Source organism: Microbispora sitophila (genome assembly GCF_014892245.1).
Taxonomy (GTDB): Bacteria; Actinomycetota; Actinomycetes; order Streptosporangiales; family Streptosporangiaceae; genus Microbispora; species Microbispora siamensis.
Window position 1 is genome coordinate 45,378 of the sequence record NZ_JADBGC010000041.1, and the last position, 14,573, is coordinate 59,950.

Annotated in this window: 11 protein-coding genes; 5 read left to right on the forward strand and 6 right to left on the reverse strand. The window is 68.2% G+C overall.

The genetic code is table 11. From position 1 onward, the window contains the following. Window positions 1–390: 390 nt before the first annotated feature. The 5 genes from IL992_RS43180 to IL992_RS43200 form a co-directional block, all read right to left on the reverse strand. Window positions 391–1,191: a polyprenol monophosphomannose synthase gene (locus IL992_RS43180; protein WP_193209075.1), complete on the reverse strand. Its 801-nt coding sequence runs from the start codon at window positions 1,189–1,191 to the stop codon at window positions 391–393. A 316-nt stretch (window positions 1,192–1,507) separates the two neighbouring features. Next, on the reverse strand, window positions 1,508–3,685 hold the full coding sequence (locus IL992_RS43185; RefSeq protein ID WP_193209076.1) for an MMPL family transporter: 2,178 nt from the start codon (window positions 3,683–3,685) through the stop codon (window positions 1,508–1,510). 78 nt (window positions 3,686–3,763) lie between these two features. Next, complete coding sequence (locus IL992_RS43190) at window positions 3,764–4,054, reverse strand: hypothetical protein (protein ID WP_193209077.1); 291 nt, start codon at window positions 4,052–4,054, stop codon at window positions 3,764–3,766. Further along, complete coding sequence (locus IL992_RS43195) at window positions 4,044–6,041, reverse strand: multicopper oxidase family protein (RefSeq protein WP_193209078.1); 1,998 nt, start codon at window positions 6,039–6,041, stop codon at window positions 4,044–4,046. Before IL992_RS43195 ends, IL992_RS43190 begins: the two co-directional genes overlap by 11 nt. Then, a complete protein-coding gene (locus tag IL992_RS43200) occupies window positions 6,038–6,460 on the reverse strand; it encodes a DUF6220 domain-containing protein (RefSeq protein ID WP_193209079.1) in 423 nt (140 codons plus the stop codon). Before IL992_RS43200 ends, IL992_RS43195 begins: the two co-directional genes overlap by 4 nt. Window positions 6,461–6,697: 237 nt before the next feature. Between IL992_RS43200 and IL992_RS43205 the strand changes: the two genes are divergently transcribed. Both IL992_RS43205 and IL992_RS43210 read left to right on the forward strand, forming a co-directional pair. Then, window positions 6,698–7,894 (forward strand): sensor histidine kinase, encoded by a 1,197-nt coding sequence (locus IL992_RS43205; protein WP_319019205.1) that lies wholly within the window; start codon window positions 6,698–6,700, stop codon window positions 7,892–7,894. Beyond that, window positions 7,891–8,589, forward strand: a complete 699-nt coding sequence (locus IL992_RS43210) for a response regulator transcription factor (RefSeq protein WP_193209081.1) — start codon at window positions 7,891–7,893, stop codon at window positions 8,587–8,589. The genes IL992_RS43205 and IL992_RS43210 overlap by 4 nt, the downstream gene beginning before the upstream one ends. A 173-nt stretch (window positions 8,590–8,762) precedes the next feature. Here IL992_RS43210 and IL992_RS43215 read toward each other — a convergent pair whose 3' ends face one another. Further along, window positions 8,763–9,632, reverse strand: a complete 870-nt coding sequence (locus IL992_RS43215; protein ID WP_319019207.1) for a fumarylacetoacetate hydrolase family protein — start codon at window positions 9,630–9,632, stop codon at window positions 8,763–8,765. 301 nt (window positions 9,633–9,933) lie between these two features. Here IL992_RS43215 and IL992_RS43220 point away from each other — a divergent pair, with 301 nt between their 5' ends. From IL992_RS43220 to IL992_RS43230, 3 genes are all read left to right on the forward strand, one after another. Continuing rightward, window positions 9,934–12,252, forward strand: coding sequence for a glycoside hydrolase family 3 N-terminal domain-containing protein (locus IL992_RS43220; RefSeq protein ID WP_226874845.1), 2,319 nt, complete (start codon window positions 9,934–9,936; stop codon window positions 12,250–12,252). A 176-nt stretch (window positions 12,253–12,428) separates the two neighbouring features. After that, window positions 12,429–13,424 (forward strand): LacI family DNA-binding transcriptional regulator, encoded by a 996-nt coding sequence (locus tag IL992_RS43225; protein WP_226874836.1) that lies wholly within the window; start codon window positions 12,429–12,431, stop codon window positions 13,422–13,424. 186 nt (window positions 13,425–13,610) lie between these two features. Continuing rightward, window positions 13,611–14,573 (forward strand): alpha/beta hydrolase (locus IL992_RS43230; RefSeq protein ID WP_264295209.1); only part of this gene is annotated, 963 nt, incomplete at its 3' end.

The window sequence follows — 14,573 nt, forward strand, 5'->3', positions numbered from 1 at the left end:
GGCTTGTCCCATTTGGGACGTTTATTGGGTTATTCGGCGTTTGTGGCAAGGGTACGGATTGAACTGTACTCACCATAACTGGAGAAGTGAAGACGGCCGGACAGGCGCGGTTGTACCGCCAGGTAATGACACGGCGAATTGATTGCCCCGCCGCTGCTCGCGATGGCATTCAGGCGGCGGAGCGTGCCGCCCGCGGCGAGCCTCTCGGCGTACGGTTCCGCCCGGCGGGGGTGGGGGAGGAGGGAGGGCGTGGCGAGGACGGGCAACCGGCCGGGCCCGCCGTGACAGTGATCGGCGGCGTGCACCCCTCGCACCGCGTCTGGATTGGGGGGCGTCACCACAGCCGGGCTCGCCCGCCACGCTCCCGGCGGCGGGCGAGCCCGGAGTCCCTCACCCCCGGCGCCGCCTGCCGAACCGCAGCGCGAACGGGGTCAGCATGGACTCGACCTGGACCGCGAGACTGATCTTGCTGGAGCCGGCCCTGCGCTCCTCGAAGTGGATCGGGATCTCGACGATCGACTGCCCCATGTGCTCACACAGATGGTTCATCTCCACCTGGAAGCTGTATCCGTCGCTCCGGATCGTGTTCAGGTCGATGTGTTCCAGCACCTCGCGCCGCCACATCTTGAAACCGCCGGTGACGTCGCGAATGGGCAGTTTCAGGATGGCGTTGACGTAGATTCCGGCGAACCTGCTCAGCAATCGCCGGTGCCGGCCCCACCGCGCGGAGAGCGAGCCGCCGGGCACATATCTGCTGCCGATCACCATCCCGGCGTGCGCGGCCATGATCGTGCCCAGCATCCGGGGGATGTATTCGGGCCGGTGACTCAGGTCGCCGTCCATTTGCACGACGAAGTCGGCGCCGCGGGCGAGTGCCTCTTTCATTCCGGCGACGTACGCCCGCCCGATGCCTTCCTTGGCTTCGCGGTGAAGCACCACCATGCGGCCGGGATGGGTCTTGTTCACCTGCTCGGCGAGGTCGTCGGCGAGCGCTCCGGTGCCGTCCGGCGAATCGTCGTCCACGACGATGAGCTGGATTTCCGGCAGTTCCAGGTCGTAGATCCGGCGGGTCAGCTCGGCGATGTTGCCTGCCTCGTTGTAGGTGGGGACCACCACTGCCACACGAGCGTCCCGCCACGGCGACGGCAGGGGAGAGGTGTCGATGACATGCGTCCTCTGAATGGTTTCCATCACGCTCCCTCTGCGTGCCGGGCGGCGGAGTTGCTCGCTGTGCCGGGAAATGGATTTCTGTTTTCCGGGTCAGTGCAATCGTAGCCGGATGGGGCCGGCGGAGTAGATGGCCGACGGCGAATTTCCGTCTCCGGAAAACCTGGAGGTCCGCGTCGCCGGCGCCGCTTCCGAACGGTTCATCGTAGTGGCTTCGAAGCGAACGGAAGCCATCGCTTCGTGAATAGGGCGATTCCGGAGAAAGAAATCGACGAGAATCCGCCTCGCCCGGGACTGACGCGACCACTCGGCGACCGGGCGCCCTGAACGGTTCGACGAGTCAGACCCTGGCCTCTTCTCCGACCTCGGCAGGGGGAGTCGAGGTCGCCTTCGGCGCCCGGCGTCCGGGCATCCACCAGTTGGCCTTGCCGCACAGTTCCATCACCGCGGGGACGAGGATCATCCGGATGATGGTGGCGTCGATGAGCACGGCGACGGCCATCCCCAGACCCCCCTGCTTGACCGCGACGTCGGGGCCGAGCAGGGAGGTCGTGAAGACGGCGACCATGATGGCGGCGGCGGCCGTGATGACCTTGGCGGTCCGCGCCATCCCGCGAGCGACGGCCGTCCGGGTGTCGCCGGTGCGCTCGTACTCCTCACGGACCCGTGCGATCAGGAAGACCTCGTAGTCCATGGACAGGCCGAACAGGACTGGGAAGATCATCATCGGCACCCAGGTCGTGATCGGCATGGTGGTGGGGAAACCGAGGGCCGAGCCCAGCCAGCCCCACTGGACGACCGCGACGAGCACGCCGTAGGCGGCGCCGATCGACAGCAGGTTCATCACGGCGGCCTGCAGCGCGATCGTGACCGACCGGACCAGCGCGGTCAGCAGCACCAGGGACACCGCGATGACGACCGCGATCATCAGGGGCAGGCGCGAGCCGATGTCGTCGGCCATGTCGATCGTGCCGGCGTTCGGGCCGCCGACGTAGACCCCTTCGCCGCCGGGCGCCTTGGGCAGCACGTCGTCGCGGAGCCGGTGCACCAGGTCCGCGGTCGCCCTGTCCTGGTATCCGGTCGTGGGGAAGGCCATGAAGATCGCGGCCTGTCCGTCCGTGCTGACCTGAGGCGGCGTGGCGTAGGCGATGCCCTCGGTCCTGCCGACCGCTTCGATGACGGGACGCAGATCGGCGTCCTTGGAGCCGACCTCGGTCGCGAAGATCAGGGGTGCGCCGTAGCCGGGGCCGAAGCCCTCGGAGAGGATCTCGTACGAGGTGTAGCTGCTCCTGTCGTGGGGCTGGACACTGGCGTCGGGGTTGCTCAGCCGCATCGACAGCGTGGGGGCCGCCAGCACCACCAGGACCGCGCCGGCCAGTATCGCGGCGACCAGCGGCTTGCGCTGTACCGCACCGGCCCAGCGCTCCGCGAGCGTACGGCGCTTCCGGGACGGGACACCGCCGGTTCCTTGCCGGCGGGCCGCGCGACGGGGCAGGCGCAGGGAGTTGATCTTGTGGCCCGTGAAGCCCAGGAACGCCGGCAGCAGGGTCACCGCGGCGATCATCGTCACCAGCACGATCACCGACGTGGCGACGGCCACTCCGGTCATCAGCCGCTGTCCCATGACGATCAGGCCCATCAGGGCGATCACGACGGTCGTGCCGGCGAACAGGACCGCGTGACCGGCCGTCGTGATCGCCCTGACCGTGGCGGTCTCGGGCTCGTCGCCGTCCTGCAGGCTGTCCTTGTAGCGGGTCACGATGAACAGTGCGTAGTCGATGCCGACCCCGAGCCCTATCATCGCGGCGATGATCGCGGTGAAGTCCGGTGAGGGGACCAGGTGGCCCACCAGCTTCGTCAGGGCGATGCCGGCGGCGATCGCCAGCAGCGCGGTCACGATCGGCAGGCCCATCGCCACCAGTGACCCGAAGGCGATGAACAAGATCACCGCTGCGGCCACGATGCCCACGCTCTCGGCCGAACCCTGCGGGGGTGTCTCGGCCTTTTCCGCCGGATTCCCGCCCAGCCCCAGCGTCACGCCGTCACCGGAGGCGTTCTCGACCAGATCCACCAGGGGCTTGACCGCGGTCTTGTCCACCTCCTTCCGAGTCAGCGGGATGGTCGTACGGGCGATACGACGATCCCGCGTCACCAGACTCTTGTCCTGATACGGCGAGGTCACCGGTCCTACCACGGGTGAGGTCGCCAGATCGGCGAGGACCTTCTCGATCCTCTGCCGGGCGGCGGGGTCGTCGATCCCCTTCTCCGCCTTGATCGCGAGAGTCAGCGTGTCCCCTTGCCGCTCGGGGAAGTGCTTCTCGATCAGCGCCTGTGCCTTGGCGGAGTCGGAGTCACCGCCGGAGAAGTCGTTGTCGGGGGCGGCGCCGTAGCCGAAGCCGGCGAACGCCACGGCGATCACGCCGACGATCCAGGTCAGGAGGACCAGGCGGCGGCGCCGGAAACAGAATCGAGCCAGTCTCGCCAGGACTCCATCTGTACGCGGAGTCTCGGTTGTCATGCTCTTCTCCTTCTGCAAGCGAAATAGGGATCAAGAAAGTCGCGGAACAGGTCGTCATCACCGCCCGCCGTGAACCGTCTATTTGCGCGATTTCGTTCCGCCGCCGAAAACGCGCATCAGCAGAAAAGCTGTGTCCGATGGTGCGTTTCGCAGCGGGGCGAGAATCGCCGAATCGGCGAGCTCTTCCAGCGCCGTGTCGATGACGTCCAGGTCGGCGGGGGAGAGGGACGGGGCTCGACGGGCCAGCCGATGCAGTTCGGCGTCGATGACGGCCCGGGTGTGCCGGCGGACCAGGGCAAGGAGGTTCGACGTGGGATCGTCCGCGCATCGGGCGGGCTGGCGAGCGGCGAGGTCAGCATCAGTGGCCATGGCCTGGACTTCCGCCGTGCGAGCCGCCGAACGGCGTTGTGACGCCGTCGTAGTGGAGCCGCAGCATCATGCCCTGATGCGCGTGCGGAAGGTTGTGGCAATGATTCATCCAGATCCCGGGGTTCGTGGCGGAGAATGCGACATCCCATTTCTCGCCTGGCCGGACGTCGAATGTGTCCATCCACAGCGGGCTGCCCGTCGACGGCGTTCCGTCCCTGGACAGGATCAGCACGGGATGGCCGTGCAGGTGCCAGGGATGTGTCTCCAGGCTTCGGTTGACGACGGTGAAGCGGACGATGTCGCCTTCGGCGACGAACTGGTCCGGGATGGAGGGGTGGCCGCGGCCGTTGACGGTCTGCGCGTACGCCGGTCGGCCGTCGACCATGGCCACTCCGCGATCGAGGACCATGGTGAAGTGCCTGTCGGCATCGCGGGCGTCGAAAGGCACGGCGGCCGGAGCTCCATAGCGCAGCAGGTCGAGCTCCGGGAAGCCGGACGTGTCCTCGGCGGGCGCTTCGCCGGGGGCAGCGCCCCGCGGGCGCAGGCGCAGTCCGCCGTCACGATCGTCGTCGACGACGAGTGCCACGGACGTGTCCGGCATGAGGAACACCAGGTCATATCGCCCGCCTGCGGGCAGGTGCAGTCCGACGTCGCTGACCTCGCCCGGTTGGTTGAGGTCCCGGCCGTCGACGGCCGCCACCCGGAACGGGGTTCCGGCGAGGGCGATCCGATGGGAGGTCGAGTCGGTGTTGATCAATCGCAGCCGTACGGGTGCACCGGGCGGCACGGGGTGTTCGGATCGGCCCTCTCCGCCTGCGATCACGACCGTGCCGTCGAAGGTGTGCACGGGCAGGGTCAGGTCCACCTGCTCCGCCGCGGAGTGGTCGCCGGCTCGCTGTCCGTCGCGCGGTTTCACGACGAGGGTTCCGTACAGCCCTTTGTGTACGCCGATGTGCGACGCATGATGCGTGTGGTACCAGTAGGTGCCCAACTGGCCGGCGCGGAACCGGTAGACGAAGTCCTCACCGGGTTCCACCACCATCTGGGTCACACCCGGCGCGCCGTCCTCGCCGCACGGTACGTCGTAGCCGTGCCAGTGCAGGGTCACGCCCTCCTCGATGCCGGCGTTGCGCAGCCGCACGTCGATCAGGTCACCCTGGGTCGCGATGATCTCCGGGCCGGGGACCTCGCCGTTGTAGGTCCACGCGTCGATCTCCCGCCCGGACGGGAGCCGTATGGTGGCCTTCTTCGCGGTGAGCACGTGCCGCCGCACGACGCCACCCGGCGCCGGCGAGCCGGAGCCCCGCAGGTCGGCCACCGACACGGCCGTCCGGGACGAGCGTCCGGGACCGCCTCCCATGGTCACCGATCCCGCGGGGAGGAACGACAGCCCGCTGCCCGCACCGGCGGCGGTCACCGCGACCGCGCCACCGGTCCAGCCGATGAACCGGCGGCGCGAGACCGCGCGTCGACCCCCCGGCACCTGTACGACGCCCGCATCAGCGGTTTCCTCGGCGGGAGGCGCGACCACTCGCGCGGTCAGCAAGGCGCCGGCGCACACAAGCGAGATCGTTGTCAAGGCCGTGCTCAACGTGAGCGGATACCCGACCAGGAAGGTCACCACAAGACCGGCCAGCGCCGCGTAAGCCGCGGTGAGCACCGAGACCACGCCGCCTTCCGACCTACCGTCGCCTCGTCCCCGCCTCGCCGCGAGCAGTCGCGGGCCGGCGAACAGCACGGCGCAGGCCCCGGCTGCCCCCAGCATCGGCAGCCCCAGCAGCACCTTCTCCTGTACGAACCACCAGCCATGGCCGGCCAGAACCGCCACGGTGACCACGCGGACAAGCGTCACGAGCACCGCCGCGACGAGGACGGCGAGCGCCGGCCGGGCACGCCGGAGCGCCAGTGTGGCTCCGGCCCCGAACCACGCGGCAACGCTCAGCAGGGCGACGATGTGGTCCAGGGTGATCCACAGCCCGGCGGTCATGGCGTCTGTCGTGCGGGTGCGGCCGGCCTGGACGACTGTCCGGCCTGGCGGACGATCCTTCCGGCCACTGCCAGGATGGCGAGGCCGTTGACCGCGTGCAGGCCGAAGACGAGTTCGCCGGCGGTCGTGCTGCCGCCGGTGCCGTCGAACGCCGAGGCGATCGCCCGGATCACGACCTGGACAACCGCGAGCCCGGCGACCAGGCCGCTCATGCCGATGAGCCGCCCGGGCATCCGGGCTATCGCGGCGACGATGGTCACCAGGACCGCGAGCAGGACGATTCCGGCGCCCAGCATGCGGTGCGCCTGGAAGGACTCGTCGTTGGGCGCCGTGTCGAACGCACCGCCGGCAGCCAGGAAGAACTGTGCGACGACGGCGAGCGCCTGCAGGGCCGCCAGGCCGGCGAAGAATCTACGCATGCCGCGCTCCTCGAGGTCGGTGAGGGTGATCAGTCACGGCGGCAATCGTCGGGCCGGTGAGGCCGGCGTGGCCTCTGCCGGCGGATGGCGGCGTCTACGCAATCGGGCGTAGCCGATTCGTGTCTCGCTACGCCTGACGGCGTAGCAGGTCGCGCGTCTGGGCGGAGCGTCGTCCGTGCGCGGCGCCAGTAGGATCACGGCATGGAACACCGCACCGTGTCTTCTCCCCTGCGGAGCGTGACGCAAGACGTGGTGCTCGCGCTCTTCGTCAGCGTGATGCAGGTGCAGGGCACGGTCGCCCGCGTCGCCGCCGAGGGGGCACCGCGTCCGCTCACCGACTTCGGAAACCTCGGGTTCGCGCTGCTGGTGGTGAGCGGCCTGGTCGTGACCGTCCGCCGCCGGTGGCCGGTTCCGGTGTTCGTCACCGCCGCACTCGCCAGCTTGGTCTATTACGGTCTCGACTTCCCGGACGGGCCCGGCTGGCTCGGACTCTTCGTCGCCCTGTACACCCTCACCGCCTACGGTGACGGGCGCCGGTCGCTGGTGATCGCCGGTGCGGGTATCACGGTGCTGGCCATCGGCTGGCTGGTCGCCGCCGCCGACATCGAGCCACGTGCCGCCATCGGCTGGGTGTTCTTCCGGATCGGCGCGTCGGTCATGAGCGCGGCCCTCGGCGAGTCGGTCCGGTCCCGGCGGGTCATCGCGGCCGAAGCTCAGGAGCGCGCCGAGCTGGCTGAACGGACCCGTGAGGAGGAGGCGCGGGCGCGTGTCGACGCCGAACGGCTCCGGATCGCGCGTGAAGTCCACGACACCGTCGCGCACGCCATAGCGATCATCAACGTCCAGTCCGGGGTCACCGCGCACGTGCTCGACAAGAGACCGGAACGGGCCCGCGAAGCGTTGCAGGCCATCGAGCAGACCAGTTCCCGGGCGCTGCGGGAGATGCGAGCCATCCTCGGTGTGCTCCGTGACGACAACGACGGCCGGGTGCCCTACCCCGGGCTGGAGCAGATCGACGAACTCACCGCCAAGGCACGCGAGGCCGGACTGGACGTCACGCTCGAGGAGATCTCGCCCGTGACGCCGTTGCCGAGCGCGGTGGGCAGTGCCGCCTACCGAATCCTTCAGGAATCGATCACGAACGTGATCCGCCACGTGGGCCCGACCCGCGTGACGGTCGCGCTGAACCCGGGGATCGACGTCCTGGAGATCCGCGTGACCGATGAGGGCCGCCGCATCGGATCCGGTGACGGCTCCGCGGATCGGCCTTCCGGCAACGGCAGGGACACGCCGGCGAAGGCCGGCCGCGGGATCCTGGGCATGCGCGAGCGCTGTCGACTGCTCGGCGGAGAGCTCGACGCCAAGCCGACTCCGGGCGGCGGGTTCGAGGTCACGGCCCGGTTGCCCCTCGCACCGACCGGGTCGCGCCTGTGAACACGGCATCCGTGTCACCGTCGACCACCGCTCCGATCAAGGTGCTGCTCGCCGACGACGAGCGGCTCGTGCGATCCGGGTTCAAACTGCTGCTCGACGTCGAAGACGACATCACCGTGGTCGGAGAGGCGACCAACGGTGCCGAAGCGGTCGAGGGTGCCCGCGCCGCCCGCCCCGACGTCGTCCTCATGGACATCCGCATGCCGAAGCTGGACGGAATCCAGGCCACGACCCAGATCACCGCGATGCGCGGGCTGGAGCGCGTCCGGATTCTCATCCTCACCACCTACGACACCGACGCGTACGTTTTTGAAGCCCTGCAAGCCGGTGCCAGCGGCTTTCTGCTCAAGGACGCCGGACCGGCCGAGCTCCTGCACGCCATCCGGGTGGTCGCTGCGGGAGAGGCCTTGCTCGCGCCGCGCATCACCAGACGTCTTATCAGCCAGTTCACCGCACGGCGAACGGCGGCCAAGACGGCGGAGGACCGGCTCGCCGTGCTCACCGAGCGCGAGCGAGAAGTGCTGGCCCTGGTGGGGCGGGGCCTGAGCAACGACGAGATCGGCGCCGAACTGTCCCTCAGCCCGGCCACCGCGCGCACCCATGTCAGCCACGCGATGGCGAAACTGGGTGCGCGTGACCGCGCGCAACTGGTTGTCATCGCCTACCGAACGGGACTGGTCAGCCCTGACGCGTGACCCGCCCAGTGCACGGATCCGCCGACCGGGACGATCAGGCTTCCGCGTGAGCGGCTACGAACTCCGGCTCACGCTCGGGCCACCATTCCCCTCGCCTCCCAGCCCACGGCGGTGCACGGGTCGCGACGGAAGGGCGCGAGTGCGCCTGTCCCTCAACGCGATCATCTCTGGCGTCACGGGGTCGCCAGAAAGTTGAAGTGGTCCTTGCCCACGACAACCGGATTACGGAGTTCGCCGATCTCGTCGATCGTTACGGTGATCAGGTCGCCCGCGTGTAACCGGAAGTCGAGATCGGGCACGAGGCCGGTCCCAGTGGCGAGAACGACCCCGTGGGGATAGTTCTCGGAGTGAAAGAGATAGGCGGCCAGTTGGGTGAACGGGCGCCGGATCTGCTTCGTGGAGGTCGTGCCATCCCAGATGACGGCGCCCTTGCGAGTGATCGTCAGGCGGATGGCGAGGTCGGAAGGGTCGACCTCCCACGCGGGTCTGATGCCGGAGGAGAGGGCGCATGCTCCGGCGTACAGCTTGGCTTGCGGTAGGTAGAGCGGGTTTTCGCCCTCCACCGATCGCGAGCTCATGTCGTTGCAGACCACGTAGCCGACGATCTCCTCGAAGCGATTCATCACGAGAGCCAGCTCGGGCTCGGGAACGTTGAGCTCCGAGTCGGAGCGGATACCGACGGGTTCGCCGTCGACGACCACTCTCCAGGCGGGCGACTTGAAGAACAGTTCGGGACGCTCGGCGTCATACACCAGCTCGTAGACCGATTTGAGGGTGCTTTCTTCCACCCGCGCATCCCGAGAGCGCAGGTAGGTCACGCCTGCGGCCCACACCTCCATGGCGCCGTCCACGGGGGCGAGCAGACGCACCTCGGTGAGCGGGCAGTCAGGGGCGGCGTCGGCGCACATCCGTTCGACCTCCTCGATTCGGTGGTTCAGAAGCTCGAACATGCCGGCGACCGGCAGGGTGGACAGGACGCCGTCATTCAACACTGCGATGCGTGGGCGGGAATCGCTGACACTTTGGTATCGAACGATGTGCACTCGGGTCTTCCCCTCTGTCCCCCAGCGCCTGCGCGCGCTGTCTCTGACGGGGCTCTGGACAAAGCGGACGGGATCGGAGACGGTGAGATTGTAAACGTTACCGATTACGTTTGCGAAGGCCGGATTCACGTGTCTGGCCGGGTGGGTTCGGACGCAACCGGCGGTGTCATCGATAACGCCGGGCGTGGGTTCTAGCGGTGTTTGGGGTGATCAGATGACCACTGTGAGCCGGGAATCTCGAGCGATTTACACCGATCCGGCCGCGTCCGTGGGGGAGCGCGTCGCGGATTTGATGGCCCGGATGACCCGGGAGGAGAAGCTCGCGCAGTTGGGGAGTGCTTGGGCGTTCTCTGTGATCGAGGGTGGCCGGTTCTCGGCGGAGCGGGCGCGGACGGTCCTTCGGCACGGCTTGGGGCACGTGACTCGTGTCGCGGGAGCCACCAGTCTGAAGGCGCCACAGGTGGCGCGGGTGGCGAACGCGATCCAGCGGTTCCTGATGACGGAGACTCGGCTGGGGATACCAGCGATCGTGCACGAGGAAGTGTGTTCCGGATTGATGGCGCGGGAGGGGACCATCTTTCCTCAGGCGATCGGTGTCGCGAGCACCTGGGAACCGGAACTCAACCGGCGGCTGGCGGATGCCGTTCGTGCGCAGATGCGCGCGATGGGAAGCCACCAGGGGCTCTCACCGGTGCTGGACGTGGTACGGGACCCGCGGTGGGGCCGGACGGAGGAGACCTACGGGGAGGACCCATACCTGGTGGCCCGCATGGGCGTGGCGTTCATCCGGGGTCTCCAGGGCGCTTCTCTGACGGAGGGCGTCATCGCGACGGCCAAGCACTTCGTCGGTTACGGGGCGTCCGAGGGCGGATTGAACTGGGCGCCGGCGCACCTGCCACCTCGTCTGCTACGGGAGGTGTATCTGTATCCGTTCGAGGCGGCGGTCCGCGAGGCGGGCCTTGAGTCGGTGATGGCCGGCTACCACGAGCTGGACGGGATCCCATGCCATGCCAACCGTGAGCTTCTCAGCGATGTCCTCCGTGGGGAGTGGGGCTTCACGGGGACCGTCGTGTCGGACTACTTCGCCGTCGACGATCTCCATTCGTACCACCATTTCGCGGAGGACAAGCGGCGAGCGGCGGCTCTCGCGCTCACCGCGGGTACCGACGTCGAGCTTCCGGCAACGGATGGGTACGCGGGCGCGCTGGCGGAGGCCTTGGACGCCGGCGAGGTCGGCGAAGGGGAACTGGACGAAGCGGTCTCGCGGGTTCTTCGGCACAAGTTCGAGCTCGGCCTCTTCGAGAACCCTTACGTTGACGAGGCCGCGGTCGCGTTGACGGTGAACGTCGAGCGGCACCAGGAGGTGGCGCTCGAGACAGCTCGCCGCAGCCTCGTCCTGCTCAAGAACGAGGGCATCCTGCCGCTGCGGCCCAGCGCCGGGACGGTCGCTCTCATCGGGCCGAATGCCGACGACGCCCGGCACCTGCTCGGTGACTACTCCTTCGCGGCGCACGTCGAGTCGTTGATGGAGGCACGCGAGCGGAAGGGCCTGCTCGGGCAGACGATGACGGTCCCGGACGACCTCGAGATCGAGGAGAGCACGGACGGGGTGCCCACGGTGCGCGACGAGCTCACGGCCCGCCTGGGTGACCGGGTGCGCTACGCGCGCGGGTGCGACGTGATCGACACATCGAGGGACGGTTTCGACGAGGCGGTCGCGGCCGCCGCGGCGGCGGATGTCGCGGTGCTGGTCCTGGGAGATCGTTCGGGGTTGACGACCCGGGCCACCACGGGAGAGTCGCGGGACAGGTCCAGCCTGGAGCTCCCTGGTGTCCAGGAGGAGCTGGTTCGTGCGGTCGTCGCCACCGGCACCCCCGTGGTGGCGGTGCTCGTCGCCGGCCGGCCCATCGGCAGCGACTTCCTGCACGAGAAGTGCGCCGCGGTGCTGATGGCCTGGCTGCCCGGGCAGACCGGGGCGCGAGCGATCGCCGAGGTTCTGCTCGGTGAGGTGAACCCGAGCGGGAAGCTGCCCATCTCCTATCCGCGAACCGTGGGCCAGATACCGGTCTTCTACGGACACAAGGTGTCCGGCGGACGGTCGCACTGGCACGGTGACTATGTCGACTCGCCCGCCGGCCCGCGATACTGCTTCGGTCACGGACTCGGGTACGCCCCGTTCGTCGTCGAACAGGCCACGCTGGACCGCGCCGAAGTGCCCGCCGGGGACAGCGTCACGGTGGAGGTGACCGTGGCCAACATCGGCGATCGAGCCGGCGAGGAAGTCGTTCAGCTCTACATCCGCGACCCGCAGGCGACGGTCACCCGGCCGGTGCTCGAACTGAAGAGCTTCGCCCGCGTGTCCGCCGGTGCAGGGCAGCGGACGGCCCTTCGCTTCCACCTGCCCACAGGGCAGCTTGGCTTCTACGACCGAGACATGAACTACACGGTAGAAACCGGGCATATCGAGGTGTACGTCGGCTTCTCCTCCGATACTCACACCTTGGCGGGCACGTTCACCATCACCGGCGACGCCGACCGGCCGAAGGTGCAGAAGATCTACACGGGCACAGTCGGTGTCGGCGAACTGCCGCCGGCACCCTCACATCACCCGCTCGGATGAGATGGCTGGCCTGTTCATTCTGGTCATGTCCTTATAAGACCTACGGTCGGGTTGGTGAGAGGCCGAAAAGGTCTTGTGTTCCCAATCGTTCTCGCTTACGTTAAAAATCGGAAACGTAACCGATAACGATTGCAATCAGAGAGGGCCGCATGGCCGATGGCGGAGCTCCGGTGACGATGAGTGATGTCGCGCGGCTGGCCGGCGTCTCCGTCGCAACCGTGTCGCGAGTGGTGAACGGGCGTTACGGCGTCAGTGCCGGCACCACCGCGCAGGTCCGTTCGGCCATTGAGCGGCTGGGCTACGAGTCGAGCCTGGTGGCGACGAGCCTGCGGCGCAGCCGTACCAATGTCCTGGGCCTGGTGACCCACAGCTTCCAGTCCTACACGGCCGAGGTGCTCAAGGGTGTGATGGAGGCCTTGACCCAGTCGGGCTTCGATTTGATCATCTACGCCAACAGCGACCTCTACGGGACGTATTCGGAGGGCTGGGAGCAGCGGCATCTGACCCGCCTGTCGGGCACGCTCACGGACGGATGCATCGTTGTCACGCCCTGGGGTGAGGTGCGGAGCAGCACGCCGGTCGTGGTCATCGATCCGGTGAGGGACTCGACGGTGCCGTCGGTGATGGCGGACAACCTCGCGGGTGCCACCACGGCGGCCGAGCATCTGCTCGGCCTGGGTCATCGGCGTATCGGATTCATCACGGGCCGTTCCAATCTGGCGGCCGCATGGTCCCGTGAGGAGGGTTACCGGAGGGCGCTGACCGAAGCCGGTGTTTCAGTCGATCCGGCGTTGATCGGCAGAGGGGATTTCAACCCCGAGTCCGCGGTTCCGTTGGCGCGCGCGTTGCTGGGAAGGGCGGACCGTCCGACGGCGATCTTCGCGGCGAGCGACGGGATGGCCCTGAAGGTCCTGGAGGTCGCGAAGGAGTTGGGGCTCAGCGTTCCCGGCGACCTGTCGGTGATCGGCTTCGACAACATTCCGGAGGCCGCGTTGGCCGAGCCGGGGCTCACTACCGTGGACCAGTCGATGTACCGACTCGGATACGAGGCCGCACGCATGCTGAAGGGCCTCGTGACCGGTGAGTGGGAGGGCCCGCGCCAAATACTGCTCCCGACCCGATTGGTGGTCCGCGGTTCCACGGCGCCGCCGAAGATCACAACGAGACCCTGACGCCCGACCACAGGTGCACCACCCAGGTGCACCCGGCGTTCAGGAACACACAACGAGCCAGTGACGAACGGAGGTGCAGACACACAGAAACCGCGTCACATCCACCGAGCAACTAGGTCAGCTGAGCGGCCCCACCCGCTGCCGACCATCAAAGGGAGTTTCGGTATGGCGTTATCGTATCACGGCATGATGCGTCCTACGGGCGCACGACGGCTCTCGGCGGCGATCGCCGCCGGGGCCATGGCGATCGCGGCAGTGTCGCTCGCACCGCGACCAGCGGCGGCGGACACGCCCTGGCTGAGTGTTTCGGAGGACGGCTACGCGTCGTTCACCGTCCCGGCGGCCTACATCGAGGCCAACGCGGGCCAGGTGTCGCAGGTGGTCATCGAGGGGAACTTCGGCCCCTCCTCCACCTGGGCGGAGTTCGGTCTGACCCGTCGGGGCGACGTCTGGTCGGGGGTCCTCGGCCCGCTCAAGGCGGGGCTGTACTCCTACCAGGTCACGGGTGACGACACCAAGGGCCTCAAGGATCCGACGAACGGCGCCGGCGTGGTGTCCAAGCCGCTGTGGAGTACCTTCCTCGTCGCGGGCGATTCGGCGCGCCTGCTGGCGGACGCGCCTCAGGGACAGGGCGGAAAGGTCGAGACCCTGACCTACCAGGTCAAGAAGAAGGAGCGGTCGGCTCTGGTATGGACGCCGCCCGGCTACCAGGCCGGGGGCCCCGAAGACTCGAAGGGGCCCGATGGTCCCAAGAGTTATCCGGCGCTGTTCCTGCAGTCAGGCGAGGGGCAGAGCGCCACCGACTGGCTCGACCTCGGCCGTGCCAAGCAGATCTTCGACAACCTGTCGGCCCGGGGCTCGATGGAGCCGATGGTGGTCGTGATCAGCGGCGGTGACGGGCCGGCTGACGACAAGGAGCTGAAGGACCTCCGCACGGCGGTCGCGGACAAGTACCACGTCCTCCGCGACCCGGCGCACCAGGCCGTCGCCGGCGTGTCCGAGGGCGGGACGCGGGCGCTGCGTGCCGCTTTGACCAAGCCGAACGAGTTCGCCTACGCCGGCTCGTTCTCGGGCCTGCTGACGGAGAGCGCCGGCCGGCCGGACGCGAAAGCGATCAACCGCGGCCTCAAGCTGGTGCGTCTGTACACC

What these genes read in the sequence shown, in the direction of transcription:
- IL992_RS43180 (WP_193209075.1), bottom strand. Translation starts at nt 1,191, where the DNA reads ATGGAAACCATTCAGAGGACGCATGTCATCGACACCTCTCCCCTGCCG.
- IL992_RS43185 (WP_193209076.1), bottom strand. Translation starts at nt 3,685, where the DNA reads ATGACAACCGAGACTCCGCGTACAGATGGAGTCCTGGCGAGACTGGCT.
- IL992_RS43190 (WP_193209077.1), bottom strand. Translation starts at nt 4,054, where the DNA reads ATGGCCACTGATGCTGACCTCGCCGCTCGCCAGCCCGCCCGATGCGCG.
- IL992_RS43195 (WP_193209078.1), bottom strand. Translation starts at nt 6,041, where the DNA reads ATGACCGCCGGGCTGTGGATCACCCTGGACCACATCGTCGCCCTGCTG.
- IL992_RS43200 (WP_193209079.1), bottom strand. Translation starts at nt 6,460, where the DNA reads ATGCGTAGATTCTTCGCCGGCCTGGCGGCCCTGCAGGCGCTCGCCGTC.
- IL992_RS43220 (WP_226874845.1), top strand. Translation starts at nt 9,934, where the DNA reads ATGACCCGGGAGGAGAAGCTCGCGCAGTTGGGGAGTGCTTGGGCGTTC.
- IL992_RS43225 (WP_226874836.1), top strand. Translation starts at nt 12,429, where the DNA reads ATGAGTGATGTCGCGCGGCTGGCCGGCGTCTCCGTCGCAACCGTGTCG.